The sequence below is a fragment of the Sorangium sp. So ce887 genome (assembly GCF_051521455.1).
Classification (GTDB): Bacteria; Myxococcota_A; Polyangia; order Polyangiales; family Polyangiaceae; genus Sorangium.
This window is the reverse complement of the sequence record NZ_CP150354.1, coordinates 4,197,625-4,215,243: the sequence shown is the minus strand read 5'-3', so window position 1 is coordinate 4,215,243 and position 17,619 is coordinate 4,197,625. Positions and strand designations below refer to the sequence as shown.

General features: G+C 73.0%; 12 protein-coding genes. 9 read left to right on the top strand and 3 right to left on the bottom strand.

What is annotated here, in order from left to right; all coding sequences use genetic code 11:
- The first annotated feature begins 193 nt into the window (after positions 1-193).
- The 5 genes from WMF36_RS15650 (at position 194) to WMF36_RS15630 (ending at position 7,493) form a co-directional block, all read left to right on the top strand.
- Positions 194-2,008, top strand: coding sequence for a cytochrome-c peroxidase (locus WMF36_RS15650; RefSeq protein WP_437580408.1), 1,815 nt, complete (start codon positions 194-196; stop codon positions 2,006-2,008).
- A 110-nt stretch (positions 2,009-2,118) separates the two neighbouring features.
- On the top strand, positions 2,119-4,332 hold the full coding sequence (locus tag WMF36_RS15645; RefSeq protein WP_437580407.1) for a hypothetical protein: 2,214 nt from the start codon (positions 2,119-2,121) through the stop codon (positions 4,330-4,332).
- Between the two features lie 102 nt (positions 4,333-4,434).
- Positions 4,435-6,051 (top strand): aldehyde dehydrogenase family protein, encoded by a 1,617-nt coding sequence (locus WMF36_RS15640; protein WP_437580406.1) that lies wholly within the window; start codon positions 4,435-4,437, stop codon positions 6,049-6,051.
- A gap of 24 nt (positions 6,052-6,075) precedes the next feature.
- Entirely contained in the window at positions 6,076-6,852 is a 777-nt protein-coding gene (surE, locus tag WMF36_RS15635) for a 5'/3'-nucleotidase SurE (protein ID WP_437491294.1), read from the top strand.
- A gap of 38 nt (positions 6,853-6,890) precedes the next feature.
- Positions 6,891-7,493 (top strand): adenine phosphoribosyltransferase, encoded by a 603-nt coding sequence (locus WMF36_RS15630; protein ID WP_437491292.1) that lies wholly within the window; start codon positions 6,891-6,893, stop codon positions 7,491-7,493.
- Positions 7,494-7,497: 4 nt separating this feature from the next.
- Here the strand turns inward: WMF36_RS15630 and WMF36_RS15625 are convergent, their stop codons facing one another.
- Positions 7,498-8,712 (bottom strand): hypothetical protein, encoded by a 1,215-nt coding sequence (locus WMF36_RS15625; protein WP_437580405.1) that lies wholly within the window; start codon positions 8,710-8,712, stop codon positions 7,498-7,500.
- 174 nt (positions 8,713-8,886) lie between these two features.
- Here WMF36_RS15625 and WMF36_RS15620 point away from each other — a divergent pair, with 174 nt between their 5' ends.
- Complete coding sequence (locus WMF36_RS15620) at positions 8,887-10,101, top strand: esterase/lipase family protein (RefSeq protein ID WP_437580404.1); 1,215 nt, start codon at positions 8,887-8,889, stop codon at positions 10,099-10,101.
- Positions 10,098-10,874, top strand: a complete 777-nt coding sequence (locus tag WMF36_RS15615; RefSeq protein WP_437580403.1) for a uracil-DNA glycosylase — start codon at positions 10,098-10,100, stop codon at positions 10,872-10,874. The genes WMF36_RS15620 and WMF36_RS15615 overlap by 4 nt, the downstream gene beginning before the upstream one ends.
- Here WMF36_RS15615 and grxD read toward each other — a convergent pair.
- Positions 10,871-11,185, bottom strand: a complete 315-nt coding sequence (gene grxD, locus WMF36_RS15610) for a Grx4 family monothiol glutaredoxin (protein ID WP_437491280.1) — start codon at positions 11,183-11,185, stop codon at positions 10,871-10,873. The genes WMF36_RS15615 and grxD overlap by 4 nt on opposite strands.
- Positions 11,186-11,876: 691 nt before the next feature.
- Here grxD and WMF36_RS15605 point away from each other — a divergent pair.
- A complete protein-coding gene (locus WMF36_RS15605; RefSeq protein ID WP_437580402.1) occupies positions 11,877-12,548 on the top strand; it encodes a hypothetical protein in 672 nt (223 codons plus the stop codon).
- A gap of 236 nt (positions 12,549-12,784) precedes the next feature.
- On the top strand, positions 12,785-14,359 hold the full coding sequence (locus WMF36_RS15600) for a hypothetical protein (protein WP_437580401.1): 1,575 nt from the start codon (positions 12,785-12,787) through the stop codon (positions 14,357-14,359).
- Between the two features lie 3 nt (positions 14,360-14,362).
- On the opposite strand, the gene WMF36_RS15595 is transcribed toward WMF36_RS15600, so the two are convergent.
- On the bottom strand, positions 14,363-17,458 hold the full coding sequence (locus tag WMF36_RS15595; RefSeq protein ID WP_437580400.1) for a hypothetical protein: 3,096 nt from the start codon (positions 17,456-17,458) through the stop codon (positions 14,363-14,365).
- Positions 17,459-17,619: the final 161 nt, after the last annotated feature.

Here is a 17,619-nt window from a genome sequence, read left to right as displayed (position 1 = left end):
AGCGGGGACATGACGACCGGCTCCCGGGAGGGGGCCCCTCGTCCAACGCAGCGTTCGTACCCGTTCACGCGCGTCGTGGACGGCAAAAATCCGTCGCTCACTCGGAGGCAACGCTTATTGCGGCGCTCGATCGAATGGAAGAACATCTCATCAAGTGGCCGCCATCTTGCTTGGCGGCTGACCGGAGGCCTCAATGCATAGACTGCTTGCATCGCGCTGCAGCTTCTCCCCGATGCTCGCCATCCTCGCGAGCGCATCATCGTTAGCCGCCTGCGCTCCCTGGGATCTCGGTGAGAACGAGCCCCCCCAGGTCGATGATCCCGGGAGCGTCGCGATCGCGGCGGAGCCGCCGCCCGCCATCAGCGGCGGGACGCTCGCCGTGAGCAGGAGCGCTGTCAGGGCCGTGGCCTCGGATCCGGATCGCGACCGGGTGTGGATCGTCGATCTGCAGGCGCAGAAGCTGACCGCGGAGATCGTCCTGGAGATGGGGGATGAGCCGGGCCGGGTCGTCGAGGACGACGCGGGGCGGTTCCACGTCGCGCTCCGCCGCGGCGGCGCGATCGTCACGGTCGACGCGGACAGCGGGAAGATCGTCGAGCGGCGCGCGGCATGCCCGGCCCCGAGGGGGATCGCTTACGACGCGAGGACCGACGAGCTCCACGTCGCCTGCCTCGGCGGCGAGCTCGTGACGCTCCCGGCCGGCCCCGGAGACGCGACGCGCCGCCTGCAGCTCGATCGCGACCTGCGCGATGTCGTCGTGGATGGAGAGCGGCTCGTGGTCAGCAAGTTCCGTGCGGCTGAGCTGCTCACCGTCGACGCGGACGGCAGCGTCGCGGAGCGGCAGAAGATCCCGCAGTTCAACCTGTTCGGACAGGAGTTCGTTCCGACCGTCGCCTGGCGAACGGTCGGCCTGCCGTCCGGCGGCGTCGCGATGGTGCATCAGCGCGCCCTCATCGCGCCCGTCGAGATCGTCGAGGGGGGCTACAGCTCCGGCGGATGCGACGGGAGCATCGTGCACGGCACGGTGTCGGAGGTCGGGACCCCCGATTCCGGAGACGGGCCGAGGGCGTCCCCTGCCCTCCCGTCCGCGACCCTCCCGGTCGATCTCGCGGTGTCGGCCGACGGCGCATCGTACGCCGTCGTCGCGGCCGGCACGAACGAGATCCTCATCACCACCCCGACGACCTTGAACGCGAACATGGGCTTCGAGGGCGAGGGGACCTGCGTCGATGCGCAGCAGCGGACGGCGGTGGACGGCGAGCCCACCGCCGTCGCGTTCGCCGGCGACGCCGTGATCGTGCAGACGCGCGAGCCGGCGGGCATCCACGTGCTCGGGATCCCCGGCATCTCCAGCAACCGCGTCATCACGCTCCCCGGGGAGAGCCGGAAAGACACCGGCCACGAGATGTTCCACCGGAACGCGGCCGGTCCGATGGCCTGCGCGTCGTGCCATCCGGAAGGCGGCGAGGACGGCCATACCTGGGTCTTCAACCCCATCGGGCCCCGGCGCACCCAGTTCGTGAGCGGCGGGATCCTCAACACCGCGCCGTTCCACTGGGACGGCGACATGTCGGGCATCGAAGCCATCATGGACGAGGTCTTCGAGCGCCGCATGGGCGGCGTGCACCAGGGACCGCGCCGGGTGAACCTCTTCGCCCGGTGGATCGACAGCCTCCCCGCTCCGCCGGTGTCGCTGGCGCCCGATCAGGGCGCCGTGGCGCGAGGGGAAGCCATCTTCCACGACAAGACCGTGGATTGCGCGCGGTGCCACGCGGGCGCTCAGCTCACGAGCAACGAGTCGTTCGACGTCGGCACGGGCAAGGCCTTCCAGGTGCCGTCGCTGGTCCGCATCGGCACGCGCGCGCCGTTCATGCACGACGGATGCGCCACGTCGCTGAGGGACCGGTTCACCAACCCCGCCTGCGGCGGCGGCGACCTGCACGGCAAGACGTCCCACCTCGCCGAGGACCAGATCGACGATCTGGTCGCCTACCTCGAGACCCTCTGACCCCCGCCCCACCGGCCCCCGGCTGGATTTCCGCCGGGGAACCTGCCCGATCGCGCCCCCCTCACCGCGAATGATGTAACGAGCGCCGAGCCGCGATATGCTGACGCGGCGTGAACGTCGCAGAAAAAGTCGCCACCCTCGAAGCGCTCCTCCAGCGGGTGCAGCGGAACACCGCTGCGCCTCGAACCCGGTCGCAGCTCGCGGTCTCCGCGGAGCTCGTCCCGCACCGCGGCGAGGCGCCCGGCGCCATCGCCAACGACACGGCGGGCGCGGCCTTGCCCGACGCCAGGTTGATCGCGGCAGATACGTCGCCGGCGAACGAAGCACGGGCGGCAGGGGCGGCCAGCGCGGTCGCCCTGGGCGGGCCGTCCGCGCCGCGCGCCCCCGAGCCGTTCCTGGACGACGTCGGCAGCATCGACGGTTCGGGCCTGCCCGGCGATGCACGCCAGGTTGCCGCGCCGCCCGCCGCTCAGGCGCCGCAGACCGCGGCCGCCGGCATCGCGAGACAGCCGTCCGCGGCCGCCAAGGCGCCGCAGCAGCCTGCCGCGAAGACGCCGCCACAGCCTGCGGTGAAGGCGGCCGCAGCGGCCACGCCCGCTGCGAGCGCAGCCAAGGCGCCGGCCGGCAAGCCGGCGGCCACGACCCCGGCGCGGATTCCGGCGCCGCCTCCCAGCTCCCCCGGGAGGCCGGCCGCCAGGCCCGGAGCCTCGCTCGATCTCCCGCGGGCCGAAGCCCGTGACGCTGGCCCCCAGGAGACCTTCCGCCCGCCCGCGGAGCCCGCCGAGCCCAAGCCGAGAGAGGCGACCCGACCCGCGGCCAAGGTCACGGCGCCGGCCGCCAGATCAGGCCAGGGCAGGGACGCGCTCTCTGCCGGTCCGGCAGTGCCCCCCGCCCGCGGTTCCAGCCCGCGCGCAGAAACGAAGCCGTTCTTCCCGCACGAGGACACCGCGGGAAGGACGAAGGTGGTGGAGAGCGACAGCGAGCTCTCGTTCGCGGGGCTCCTCCCCGATGAGCCGGAGCCCGCGCAGAGGTCAGCTGCAGCGCTGAAGATCCCCGCCGAGCGCAGGTCGTTGCCCGACCGCGTCGAGGCGCCCGCCACGACCACGCCGGTCGGGAAGGGAGGCGCCTTCGCGCTGGACGCGGCCACGGCCCGCGTGGCGTCCACCGCTGAACCGGTCACCCCCAAGGCGGAGCCGGTCACCGCGACCACACGGCGCGCGTTCGGAGAGCCTGCCACCGAGCGCGAGTTCAACCGCGACATGGTCGACGACGAGCCGACCGTGATCCGCGGCATGCTCGAGGACGAGGCCACCGTCATTCGCTCTCGCCCCGAAGGCCTTGAAGACGAGGAGACGGCCGTGCGATCCGCGCGGTCCGAGGCCCAGGCGATCGCGCGCTCGGTCCAGGATCAAGAGACCGTCGAGGCGCCGCCGGGGGTGCTGCCCAAGGACGCGAGCGAGGAAGCGGATCGCAAGGCCAGGTCGAAGCCGGTCGATCGCGATCTCCTCCCGAAGGTCATCACCAAGGACCCGCCCATCACCACGGAGAAGGGGCTGAAGCCGTCCGAGCGCGTCACCGCGCGTCCGCCCGCCGACGTCAGCGTCACCGATCGCCCGTCTCCGCGCCCGCGTTCCCGCGTGGGCATCCTCATCGCGGCCGTGGCGCTCCTCGTGGGCGGCGCAGCGGTTGCGCATCGCCTCGGGTTGTTCGGCTCCGAGCCCGCGCCCCTCCCGAACGTCGTCCCCGACACCACCCCGGGCGCAACGCAGGACGTGACGGAGCAGCCTCCGACGACGGCTCAGACGCCGACCGCCGCGCCGGCCGAGACCGCGGCCGCACCGGCGCCGGCCGAGACCGCGGCCGCACCGGCGCCGGCCGAGACCGCGGCACCGGCCGAGACCGCGGCGCCGGCCGAGACCTCGGCGCCTGCTGCGGGTAGCGCCGACAATCTGCCGCCGAACCGTGGCCATCTCTTGGTCAACTCGCCCCAGCAGGCATCCGTGTACGTGAACGGCTCGCTCGCCGGAAATACGGGAGAGACGCTCGACGTGCCCTGCGGGACGCGTTACGTGCGGCTCGGCAAACTGACGACGGAGCGGGTGTCGAGCCCTGCGTGGCTCTCCTCGGGTCAGGCGGTCATCGTCGGCTGCCGCAAGAAGACGGTCCTGTCGATCACGGCCAACGTGGCAACCCCGTCGTCGGACCGGCCGGCCAAGCGGAAAGCCAACCCCGCTGGCACCGCCGCCCCCGACGACGAGGGCTCGGCGCCGGCCCCCGCCGAAGAGACCACGCCTCCTGCCTCGACGGCCGACCCCGCTCCGTAGCAGCCCTCCCCCCGCGCTGGTCCGCTCAAGAACCCCTGCCCCCTCGAGGGCGGCCGCACGCCCCGCAGGGGGGCAGAAGCGCGGTGCTAGGCTCGGCGCCCCATGGAATCCAAGACAGCTGCCCTACCCGACGAGGCATGTGCGGCGGCGAGCGAGGCGGCGGCCTCGCCGGCGTCCGGCAGGACGGCGAGCGCTGAACCTTTCCCGACGCGCAGCCCCGCAGAAGGAGAGCCCCTCGACGACGTCGCGGGAACAGAGCCCAGCGCCGTCGCGATGATCGTCGAGAGGGCGCGGGCGGCGCAGGTCACGTGGGCCGAGATCCCGATCCGGGAGCGGGCGGAGCTCATCGCGAGGGTCAAGAAGCGCCTGCTCGCGCGGGCCGAAGAGATCGCAGCGCTCCTGCATCGCGAGTGCGGCAAGCCGATCGAGGAAGCTGCGCTGGCCGAGGTGCTGCCGAACGCCGATCTGGTCGACTACTGGACCCTGTCCATCGAGGAGCTGCTCGACGAGTCCCCCGTCGATCTCGACGCGCTCGCCTACCCCGGCAAAGTCGGCCGCATCCGGAGGGATCCGCGCGGCGTCGTCGCGCTCATCACGCCCTGGAACTACCCCGTCGCGATCCCGCTGCGCACGATCGTGCCGGCGCTGCTCGCGGGCAACGCCGTGGTCTTCAAGCCGAGCGAGGTCACGCCGCGCGCCGGCGCGCTCGTGGCGTCGCTGTTCGACGGGCTGCTCCCGGAGGGTGTCCTCGGCCTCGCGCAGGGCGGCAGCGACGTCGGCGCCGCGCTCATCGAGGCCGGCGTCGATCTCGTCGTCTTCACCGGCAGCGTCGCCACCGGCAAGAAAGTCGCCGTCGCCTGCGCCGAGCGCCTCGTCCCGACGTCGCTGGAGCTCGGCGGCAAGGACAGCGCCATCGTGCTGGACGACTGCGACCTGGAGCGCGCCGCGCGCGGCGTCGTCTGGGGTGCCTTCACGAACGCCGGACAGAACTGCGCTTCCATCGAGCGCGTCTACGTCGAGCAGGCGATCGCGGATCGCTTCATCGCACGCGTCGTCGCGCTCACCGGGGAGCTCCGGGTCGGCGTCGACGTCGGGGCGATGACGACCGCGCGGCAGGCCGAGATCGTGCGGCATCAGCTCGACGCGGCCGTCGAGAGCGGGGCGGAAGTCCTCGCCGGCGGCGCGCCGGAAGCTGGATCGCTCGCCTTCCCGCCGACGGTCGTCAAGATCGAGCGCGAGGACACGCCGCTGCTCCAGGACGAGACCTTCGGCCCCATCCTCCCCGTCATGGTCGTGAAGAACGCCGAGGAGGCGATCGCCCGCACCAACGCGTCCCGCTTCGCGCTCACGACGAGCCTCTGGACCCGCGGCTACGAGCGAGCCCATGCGCTCGCACGGCGGCTGCGCTCGGGCGTGGTGACGATCAACAATCACGGCTTCACGGGCGCGCTCCCGGCCGCTCCGTGGACGGGGACGGGCGACAGCGGCTCCGGTATCACGAGCAGCCCGCACGCGCTCTCGGGCCTGACGCGGCCGCGCTTCTTCCTCGAGGACCGCAGCAGAGCGAAGAGCGAGCTGTGGTGGTATCCTTATACTCCGGCGCTACGGACCGTCGCCTTCGCGATGGCGCGGGCGCGAGGTGGAGCCGGTTTCTTCGGCCGCATCAGCGCCCTGGTCGAGCTCGTCGCCGCGTTCGCGAGGCGCCTGCTCGGCCGCTGATGCGGAGGCCATCGAGCGAAACGCATGCGCCCTCTGATCCTCCTCTCCAACGACGACGGCTACTCGGCCCCGGGTCTGATCGCGGTACGCGACGAGCTCGCCCTGCACGCCGACGTGGTGGTGTGCGCCCCCGCGGTCAACCAGAGCGCGACGAGCCACTCCCTGAGCCTGCACCGCGTCCTCCGGCTGCTGGAGGCCGCGCCCGGCGTGTTCGCGGTCGACGGGACGCCCGCCGACTGCATCTATGTCGCCCTCCACGCCGGCACGCGCGTGCTGCCGCGCCGCCCGGATCTGGTCGTGTCGGGCATGAACCACGGGCTCAACCTGGGCTCGGACATCTTCTACTCGGGCACCGTGGCCGCAGCGCGCGAAGGAGCGCTCCGCGGCATCCCCTCGATCGCGCTCTCCGCCGACGCGGGCGCGTCGCGCCCGGCCGCGGCGGCGCTCGGCGTGAAGCTCGCCCTCGCCCTCCACCGCGCCGCCGGGCCGGAGGGGCGCCGGCCGGCGCCGCTGCTCAACGTCAACATCCCCGCGGGCAGCAGCTGGCCCGTGCGCGCCACGCGCATCGGCGCGCGCCTCTACACGGAAGAGGTGATCTTTCGCCGGGATCCCCGCGGGCACGAGTACCTCTGGATCGGCGGCGCAGGCGTGCGCCACGACCTCGTCCCCGGCTCGGACACCGAGGCCTACGACGAGGGCGCCGTCAGCGTCACCCCGCTGACGCTCGACCTGTTCGCGGCGCAGCACGAGGGCGTCGCGCGCCAGCTCGCCGCGGAGCTCAACGACGGTCGCACCGGCTGACGGCGCGCGCGTCGCCCTGGCAGCGCTTTCCGGCTCGGGTGCGCTCGCCTACGCTCGGCGCCATGTTCAACCACGACGCCCTGCCCTCCGAGCACGCGCTCCGCTACCTCAAGGCCCACCTCCGCAACGTCCCGGATTTTCCGAAGCCGGGCATCCTCTTCAAGGACATCACGCCGCTCCTCGCCGACCCGCGGGCGCTCCACATCACGCTGGATCTCCTGGCCCAGCGTTACATCGGGGAGCACGTCGACGTCGTGGTCGGCGTCGAGTCCCGGGGCTTCATCTTCGGCGGCGCGCTGTCGGCCCGGCTCAACGCGAGCTTCGTGCCCGTGCGCAAGCCCGGCAAGCTCCCGGCCGCGGCCGATCGGGTGGCGTACGCGCTCGAGTACGGCACGGCGGAGCTGGAGATGCACAAGGGGTCGATCAAGCCCGGGGCCAGGGTCCTCGTCGTGGACGACCTGCTCGCGACCGGCGGCACGGCCTCGGCCGCCGCGGAGCTCGCGCGCAAGCAGGGCGGCGAGGTCGCCGGCTTCGCCTTCGTCGTCGAGCTCGACTTCCTCGGCGGCCGGGCGCTCCTCGCGCAGCGCGCTGGCGACGCGGCCCGGGTCTACTCGATCGTGCACTTCGCCGCGGGCGAGTGATCGTTCAGTCCTGCCCCACGCCGACCTGCAGCTTGCGCGCGACCATGCGGCTCGCGCTGGTCGCCCGGGTCGGCCCGCCGACCGGGAACGTGATCACGACGGCGCCCGCCCCGCCCTTCGTGATGCCGCCGCCGTGCGCCCCCACGAGCTTGCCCAGGCTCGCCGCGTCGAGCGAAGCGCCGGCGCCTCGCAGCGCGTCGACCGGTCCCGCCCCTCGCAGCGCGGCCAGCGCCCCTCGATCGACCGCCGGCATCTCGGCGAAGACGCCGGACGCATAGACGAGCGCCGTCGCCGCAGCGGCCGGATCCGGGCCGCGGAACCAGGCGCCTGCGTCGTGATAAGGCAGGTGCGCGCAGCGCGCGTACAGGGCGCCGAGCTCAGCGGTCGCGCCATCGGCCATGCGGTCGGCGAGCGCGACGAAGCGCGCCCGGAGCGCGGGATCGAAGTAGGCCCGCGCGTACCCGCTGGAGAACCGCGCGGTGATCGCGCGCCACGACGGCGAGCGCCCCGCCTCCTCCTCATCGAACCCGGGGACGATCTCGACGAGCCCGTCGGTGACCGCCGCGAGCTCGGCGTCGGCGGCCGCCGTCAGCTTCCCCTGGGAGATGAACGCGCCCAGCCCCACGGACTCGGCGGACACGGCATCCTGCCCCGCGGCACCGGCGGCGGCCTGCGCCGCGCCGCCGCCACGGGGCGTCGCCAGCCAGAGCTCGGCGACCCAGCCAGCGAGCTCGAACGGTCCCATCGACGCACCCGAGTAGATGCGCTTGCGCGCCGCCTCACAGGTGCGCGCGTTCCGCGCCGCGTCCTCGCCGACGGCTGCCTCCGGCGCTACCGGCAACGCGGCCGGCGTCTCCCGCGATCGAAGCAGGCGCACCGCGATGAGCACGCCGACGACCGCGAGCACCACCGCGCCGATCGGGATCACGACGTGGCGCGCTGGCCGGATCGGCACCGTCGGCGCTGGCGGGGCCAGCGAGCTGACCGCGCGGTGCGCCTGCGCGAGCCGCCGCGCCAGGTCGGACGCCTTGCGCGTGCGCAGGTCCCGCGGCAGGAGCGGCCACTGCTCGACCAGCTGCTCCAGATCGATCGCCACCGGCGCCCCGCGCCCATGCAGCGCGATCTGCCTTCCCTGGACGCTCACCGCGCCCGAGGTCCCGAACAGGCCCAAGGCCTCCTGGACAGCCGCTTCGATTTCCCGCGCGCTGGAGTCGTCCACGATCGCAGGTTACCCGGATTTGCGGCCAGCATGCCGCCGCTTCTTCGCGGGGCGCCCGGGCTTGCGGGCGCGGACGCGGCCGGCGGCCGGGCAGCGCGGGAAATGCCGCGGAGGCGCGATGAAAATGGCACATTCTCACGCGTGCAGAAGACGCGCGTCTACCTATCGCCAGGCATGTTCGGCTTCGCGACCCTCGCCTCCCTCGAGTACTTCGAGCATTTCATCCGAGCGCTCGAGGAGCGCTTCCGTGATCGCGACCGCATCGTCGAGATCCACGTCTGCGAGGTGCATCCGACGGCCTCCATCCTCCGCCGTGCCGCGAAGCTCGCCCGCCTCGTGGACGAGAGCGCCGGGGACGACGGTGGCCCGATCCACATCGTCGGCCACTCGACGGGAGGCCTCGACGCCCGCCTCGTGGCCTCACCCACGGTGCGCCTGCCCGGGAACGCGCACCGCCGGCTCGGCTGGACGAGCCGGCTGCGGTCCGTCACCACGATCAACACGCCTCACTTCGGCACGCCGCTCGCCGCGTTCTTCGCCACGGTGAGCGGCCAGCGCCTCCTCTACGCCTTCACGGCGCTCACGGTGGCGGGCCTCAAGCTCGGCGCGCCGCCGCTCGCGGCCGCGTCTGCGCTCGTCGCCGCGTTCGGCCGGGCGCAGCTCGGCTTCTTCGAGATCGAGCTCATCGATCGCGCGATCGAGAGCTTCATCCGCGTGCTCGACGACGCCTCGAGCCGCGAGCTGCGCGCCTGGCTGAAGCTCCTGCGCGACGACCAGGGCGCCATCGTCCAGCTCATGCCCGAGGCGATGGACCTGCTCCACGCCGGCCTGGTGGATCGCGCGGGCCTGCGCTACCAGAGCGTCGCGACGTACGCGCCGCGCAACGCCGTCCGCGACTGGGTGTCGGCGCTCCGGTCGCCGTGGGGCGCGATGTCGGCCGCCCTCTTCACCGCGCTCTCGAACATCACGGCCCGACTGAACGAGCACTACCCGTGTCGCTCGCATGACGGCTCGATCGAGCAGAAGCTCGCGCGCGTCCTCGGCGAGCTGCCGCCGCCGGACGCCAACGACGGCGTGGTCCCGCTCGCCTCGCAGGTCTGGGGGGACCTCATCTGGGCCGGCAAGGCCGACCACCTGGATATCGTCGGCCACTTTCCGGGCGAGGGCGGGCACATCGACTGGCTGGCGAGCGGCGCGCGCTTCAATCGCCTGCGCTTCGACGCGGTGCTCGACCGGATCGTGACCGGGATGGTGGCCGGCGAGCAGAGCAGCGCGGAGCGCGCGGCGGCGCCGCCGCGCCCGGTCGTGGAGACGCGCGTGGTGGAGCGCGATCTGGACATGGCGCAGGGCGACGCCTCCACGGGACCGAGCGGAGAGCCCGCCGCATGAGCGATGGCGGCGCAGCGCGCGCGCTCCAGCAGATCGCGACGGAGCTCGTAGAGTGCCGTCGGTGCCCGCGGCTCGTGACGTGGCGCGAGGACATCGCGCGGGAGAAGCGGCGCGCTTACCGGGACCAGACCTACTGGGGTCGCCCCGTGCCAGGCTTCGGCGATCCGGACGCGCCGCTCGTGATCGTCGGGCTGGCTCCGGCGGCGCACGGCGCGAACCGCACCGGCCGGATGTTCACGGGCGATCGCTCGGGTGACTTCCTCTACGCGGCGCTCTTTCGAGCGGGGCTCGCCTCCCAGCCGACGAGCACCGCGCGCGACGATGGGCTCTCGCTCGAGGGCGTGTTCATCACCGCCCCCTGCCACTGCGCTCCCCCGGACAACAAGCCGATGCCCGCCGAGCTCGCGGCGTGCCGCGGCTGGATCGAGCGAGAGCTCGCGGCCCTGCACCGCGCGCGCGTCTACCTCGCGCTCGGCAAGATCGGCTACGACGCCGTCGGTGCGCTCGCCCGTTCGCGCGGCGCGTCCGCCGCCGGTGAGCGCGCGCAACGCAGCGCCGACGCTGACCCGCACCTCCCTCCGTTCGCGCACGGCGTGGAGGCGCGCCTCCCGGACCCGCGCGGCGGCGCCGGGGAGATGCGGCTCTTCGGCAGCTACCACGTGAGCCAGCAGAACACCCAGACCGGCCGGCTCACGGGCGACATGTTCGACGCGGTCCTGCGCCGCGCCCGGGAGGCAGCGGGGCTGCGTGCCCTGGAGCGAGCCGGAGGCTAGCCCTGCTTCGACAGGATCTTCTGCAGATCGCCCGACTGGAACATCTCCATCAGGATGTCGGAGCCGCCCACGAACTTCCCGTCCACGTAGACCTGCGGGATCGTCGGCCACTGCGAGTAGTCCTTGATTCCCTCGCGCAGCGAGGGGTCGCTCAGAACATTGACGTCTTTGAACTCCACGCCGCACTTCTTCAGGATGTCGACGGCCCGGGCCGAGAAGCCGCATTGCGGGAAGGTCTTGGTGCCCTTCATGAAGAGGACGACGCGGTTGCTCTCGACGGTATCCTTGATCGCCTGGTGGATGTCGCTCATGGCTCGTTCCTGATCTCCCGCCGCAAGCGGGATCGCCCGTTGTTCAATCTACAGGGAAGCGGCGCGTGCCTGCCGGACCGCGCATGGGTCGGCCGGCGGGGCTCGCAACGGTATCGGCCTTGGATCGCCAGGCGGACCACGTGACCGCCGCGCCCCGGACGCGCAGTTGTGGACGGGGTTTTTGGTGTCGCCTTTCGCCCGCGTCAACTGTGCGAAAGCGCCGCAGGGATTCCAGTGCGGGGAGGTAGGGGGCCGGTGCGCGCCCCGCGGGCAGATGCGGCGACGGCAGGGGACCTCCTTGCGTTCAACGCAGCGGGGCGATGGGGCGCGCTGGGACGCCAGGCGGGCTCAGCGCATCCGCCGAGGGTCGAACGGCCGCAGCCTGGGAGGTCGGGGCATCGTCGACGCGATGCGATGCCCTCCTCTCTCCGTGGGCACGGGAGATCGCTCGCCGGTCGGCAACGTGCTCCTCGGTCTGCGGCCCAGCCGCGGCGACCTCCGCTTTCCGCTGGCTCTGCACGCTTCAGCCTGCCCGCACCTCAGCGTCTGGCCTCGCGCCGCCAAGTCGTTGTAGAACACGCCCCCACCTCAGCCGTCTTACCGCCCGTGACCAGCGGCCGTGAGCCGCCGCGGGTGCCGCGAGCGTCCCAACGTCGTGGCCTCACCCCGCACAAACCTGAAGGAGCCTCGTATGCGCTTGTACGTCCTCATCCCTGCGGCCCTGCTCGGCCTCGCGCCCCTCGCCTGCGGAGGCAGCGACCCGGAGCCGAACAACCCGTCGCAGATGCAGAACCAGTACGGGGCCCCGCCCGGCCAGTACCCCCCCGGGCAGTACGGTCCGACCACCCAGCAGCCGGGCCAGTACGGTCAGCCGACCACCCAGCCGGGATACACGCAGCCTGCCCCCACGACCCCCACGACAACCCCCGCCCCGACGCAGACGGGCACGAGCACCGGGCAGGCGACCCCGATCGCGCCCGCGGCGGTGAGCGCCGCGACCCCGGTGCTCACGGCCATGGCGGCCTCCGAGGTCCAGGGCATGCAACCGGAAGGCGGCGCTTTTGCCGGGCAGTTCCAGGACGGCCAGACGCTCGAGCAGCCGTTCAACATCCAGCCGGGCAAGTGCTACTCGGTCATCGGCGTGGGCCTCGGCGTCCAGGAGCTCAACCTGCAGATCGTCGCGCAGCCCGCGCCGATGCTGCCGCCGGTGGTGCTCTCGCAGGACAACACCACCGGACCGAACGCCACGCTCGGCGGCAAGGGGCAGTGCTTCAAGAACCCGCTCCCCGTCGGCGGCCCTGCGAAGGCCGTCATGACCGTACGGGGCGCCGGCCTCGCCGTCGCCCAGATCTACGTGAAGTAGCCGCATTCCGCGGCTCGGCGCCGCCTGCCACGCATCCCGCGGCCCCGCGCGGCGCCGCCGTTCGCGCCTCGCGGGACCCTGGCGTCGCGGCGTTGCTCGCGGGCTCGTCCGGTGTGCGCCCGCTGACCGCGCGCGCCGACGATCGGCAGCGTCACTGGCCACGCCTCGCCGGGTGAGCCGCCCCTGCGCTCGGCCCTCGGCTTTTCGCCGGGGGAGGTGCGAGGTACACTTCACGAGTGAACTTGCCTTCGAAGCACTGGGCGCTCCGGTTTGTCATGGTCGGACTGGCGTCCTGCTCGCTTCGTCTGACCGACGGGTCGGCAGAGGACGCCGATGTTCCCGCGGATGTCCCTCGGCCGGGAACGCTGGCGTTCGAGCAGCAAGGGACGCTTCAGCTCGTGCCGGGGGAGCTGCGCACGCTCTGGATCACGGGCCAGCCGCCCGCGCCCTACGAGATCAGCTTCACCCTCCTCGGCGAGGCCGCGGGCGCATGGGTCGACCGCACCACGGCCATCGCGGACGACAACGGCAGGGCCTCGGTTCAGCTCCACGCCTCGAACCTGGGGAGCACGTTTCGATTGCGCGCCGCCACGAAGGATGGCCCGGCCGCCGAGCTCGGCGTGTCGGTGAGCGCGGAGGGCTTCGGCACGCTGCGCGTCATCCCGGTTTACCAGGGCACGCGCGTCGCGAAGAGCTGGACCGCGAGCGTTGTCGCGGAGTCCACATGCGAGGAGCTCGCAACGGCAGCGCCCCAGGCACCCAACGGTGCGCTCGTGGCGCACGGCGGTCCGGACGAGCCACTCGTCGTCGAGGGCGCTCCAGTGGGGCCGAGCCTCACCATCGCGCTCCACAGCGGTCGGATCATGTGGGGTTGCGTGGGCGAGCGGGAGCTGCAAGCCGGATCCGCGCGCGACGTGTACGTCCCGATCAAGGACCTGCCCATCCACCTGGCGGCGACGCGCCTCAACACGAAGCTGACGCTCGTGACAGACGATGGGCTGAACGCGTTGCTCGAGGCGGCGACCGAGCAGCTGGTCGACGCCTTTTTACCCGCCGGCGCGGAAGCCGCGTCCCTGCTCGACGCCATGCAGCGCGCGGCGCCGGCGGTGCAGGCAGGCGCGTTCGCTGCGCAGCGGGTCGAGCGCGGCTGGGACGCGGCAGCGCAGGCGCACCTCGCCGCGCTCCCGATCCCCCTGCGCAACAGGTGTCGTGGATGGGCCCGCGCCGGGCTCGCGGATACGCCGCTCGCGATCGACGGCCATCTGAGCGGGCTGGAAGAAATGCCGGGAAGCGCGCTCTTCGAGGCGAGCTGGCTCGGCAGCGTGACCGCCGACAACGCGGGCGTACCGCCGGAGCAGCTCATGTCGTGGACAGCAGATCCCGGCGATGTGCTCCGCCTCGCCGGGACGCTCTCGTGGGTGCCGAGCCGTTACATCGGCGGCGCGGCCGGGCTCGGGGCTGCAGTGGAGACAACGGCGGAGTCCGTCCCTGCGGCGCTCGCCGATGGAGCGGAATGCTCGGCGCTCGGCGAGCTGCTCGGCGGCTACGCCGGCTGCAACAGCGACTGCATGGCGATGCTCTGCGCAGGCGGGCTCAAGCTCCTCTGGCGCGAGGGCATGGACGCCTCGGAGACCGCCGGGCTGATCGGCAAGATCGTCGTGAACGCCTCGGGGCCGGCGCAGGTCAACAGCGCCGCGGCGCCGATCGCCTGGACGGCAGACTGGCTCGGAACCATCCGCTACGGAGACGGCGAGGAGGTGAGCGTCGAGGGGCAGGTGAACGCGGTGTCCACCGATGTCAGCGCAGACTAACGCTCACCTGGCAGCGTCCTTCGGCTCGCAGCGCAACCGCCACCTCCGGCCCGTCGTCCGCTCGGTCGCCGCGAGCGGGATCGCGCCGGCGGCGATATCGAGCTGCTTCTCGGGCGCCTTCGAGAAGGTGCCCTGCAGCTTCACCGACATCGCCTCGACGCACGCGCTGCCGGGATCCAGGCGAAGCCGGAACTCGGCGCCATCGACGGACGGATAGCTGCCGCCGAGATCGAAGCTCGGCGAGCCCTCCAGGCTGGTATCGAGCAGCCAGCCGTCCTGCCCCGGATGACAGCGGTCGAGCGGCGTGTCCACGAGATCCTTGCGGCCGAGCGGCACCGCCTCGCCGAGCGCGCCCGTGTCGCGATCGATCGGGAGCACGTGCCAGGAGCCGGCGCGCACGCCAGGGTCCGGGGCCGTCGAGATGAGCAGGCCGACGCCGCCGCCCAGCACGCGCCGGACGAGGCGCGGCGGATCGACGCCGTAGCTCGTGCGCCCAGGGCGATGGTAGGTCGCCAGCTGCCGCGCGATCCCGAGATCGGCGCGCCACAGCGCCACGGCTTCGTACGAGCCGCCGGGCGTCACGAAGAACCAGGTCTCGCCGAGCCGGACGGCGCCGTTCGGGAACGGCCGGAGGAAATTGCCGGCGCGGCCCGCGCTGTCGCGAAGCGGAAGGACCGGCAGCCCCTCGGAGACGGCGAACAGGTTGCATCCAGCGCCCCGACACACGTGGGTCAACGCAGCCCGTCCGCCGGGATCGAGGTACGCGCCCCAGGAGGCCGCCCCGTAGTTCGCCACCCCGAGCGCCTCGGCGGCCGACGCCTCATCCGACCAGGGTGAGGCGCTCACGCCGCTGGAGCGCACCCCGCCCTCCGGGTCGAAGCGGTCATCGAAGCGGATGAGCCATCGCCCAGCGCGCGCCCAGTCAGCGCCCCGCTTGCCCCACGCGTAGGCGCGCATCGTCACGATGTCGTACGGGGCTCCGTTGTCGAAGCCGATCTCATCCGCCCCGAGCGCGGGCGGCGGGGTGTTGCGGAACGGAGCCCACGCGGAAGCCGCCGCCGCCTTGGTCGCCGAGTGCACGGCCGACGGCGCTGGCCGCACGGCGGGCGCGGCGCGCGCGGCCGACGGCCTGTCCGGCAGCGGCGGGGTCGAGGACCCGAGCGCCTCGCAGCGCATCCCGATCGGGCTCCCCGCGCGCAGCGGCGTCTGAAGCACCGGCGGCGGCTTCGCTTCGGCGAGATCGTCCGGCACCGCCGTCTTCCCCCAGCCGACCCGGATCCAGCCCTTGAAGACGCAGCCGACAGGGCCGCACGCGCGCGTCCGGGACGCCGCCGTGTCGGCGTCGCGCTCCGGCACCTCGATCGAGCGCCAGGTCATGCCGCCGTCCGTCGACTCGGCGGCGAGCTCGCCCTCTCCCAGGGAGAGCGCGAACCGTCCTGACAGGAGCGCGCCCGTACCGTCCTGGCGCGGCGCGCCGGCGGTCACGTTGCCGCTCTTCACGTCGATCCGGACGCCCACGATCGGACCGCCCGCCTCCACCCAGCCGCCGAGCACGCCAGGCTCCCGCTCCTCGAACCCCTCGAGCCACATACCGCGCTGCAGGTCGCGGGCCGTGCTGCGGGGCTTGGTCGGAAGGATCAAGGGGACGCCGGTGACGTCGCTCCCCTTGAGCAGCGTGAGCTGCCCCGACGCGCCGGGACGAGGCGGCGAGAGGACGGCGACGCGGCCGTCCGCGAGCGCGACGACACGCTCGATGCCGATGTCTCGGGCGGGCGCGCGGACGTGGATCTCGCGGGTGCCTCCCTCGGCGGCGACGATGCAGTACGCGCGGCCGTCCCGCGCACCGCCGTCCTCACCGCACGAGCCGCGGATCACCAGCGCGCCGTTGCCGCTCGAGGCGACGAAGCGGGGCTTGTCGAAGCGCATCAGCCGGCGCATGCCGAGCGGCGGCTGGAAGGCGTACAGCGTCGTCGGCCCCTCGCGCTCGCCGCAGACGAAGCCGAACGATGCGCCGGTGCGGAGCGCATGGCACGTCGCCTCGCGCTCGGGGTAGGCGTCGGGCGCGACGTCCACGACCGACCCGTCGCGCAGCGACACGCGCGCGAGGGCGCCGCCGCGAGCCACCACCGCGGTCGAGCTCGAGTCGGGCCACCCGTCCTCGACCGCGGTGCGCAGCGCGCGCCGCCCGAACGGCCCCTGGGCGCGCGCCGGGGGCTCCTGCACATCGTCCGACGCATCGAGGGTCCGGTACGTCACGCCGCCGCGGGCATCGACCGAGTAGAACCCGTTCGCCGTCATCACCGCCGGGTCGCCGCCGATGATGCTCACGGAGGTCGGCCGTGCGTCGATCTCGACCTCACGCCACGTGGCCCCGGCGTCGAAGGTGACGAGCAGGCCGCGCAGATCGGCCTCGACCACGGCGCGCCAGCCGTCGGCGAACGCGAGCTGGCCGTAGGCGCTCGCCGGTGGAAGCGGGCCGAGCGGCATCGCCGCGCCCGTCTGCGCATCGATCGCGAAGAGCCGATGGCTGTGCGAGAGCCGGGCATAGAGGCGATCGAACCCCGCGATGATCTCGTTCGCCTCCGACGGCAGCTGGACGAGCGGCTCGAGCGGGGCGAGCCACGCCTGAGCTCGCCAGAGCTGCGCGCTCCCGCGGTTCGACGCGTAGAACAGGTAACCGCCGCCGAGCCGCGTCGGGAGCTTGAGCGCGGTGACCTGACCCGACGGCAACAGGTCAGCGGCGCGCTCGATCGAACCATCGTCGTGCGCGATGACGCGCATGCGATCGATGAGCACTCGCTTGGCCCCCGCCTCGCTGGCCACCACGCCGCGCTCTCCGACGAGATCCGGGAGCAGCAGCGACGGCGTGACCATCGTCACGAGCGCCCCCCGCGCGGCTCGGCCGCCCGGCGCCGAGAGCGACGCCTGCGCAGCGCCGCCGTGATCGCTCGACGCCTGCCCTCCGGCCGACGCGACCGCCGCCCGTCCGCCGCACCCTGCAGCGCTCACGCCGAGGAGCAGCGTCATCGCGACGAGCGGCGCAGCGCCGGGCGTCCACCGAGGAATCGGCGCGTGCAGCCGCCCGTCGGGCTCGGTCATGACGGACGATGCTAGCGCGCCCCCCGGGGCGCCGCACCGTTCTTGCTGCCGTCCGCTCGACGGAGACAGCCACGGCTCAGCTCGTGCGTGGTCTCGTCCGTCGGCTCGCGGCGAGCGCGTCTCGCGCGGCCAGCGCTGGCGAGTCGCCAGCCGCAGGAGCG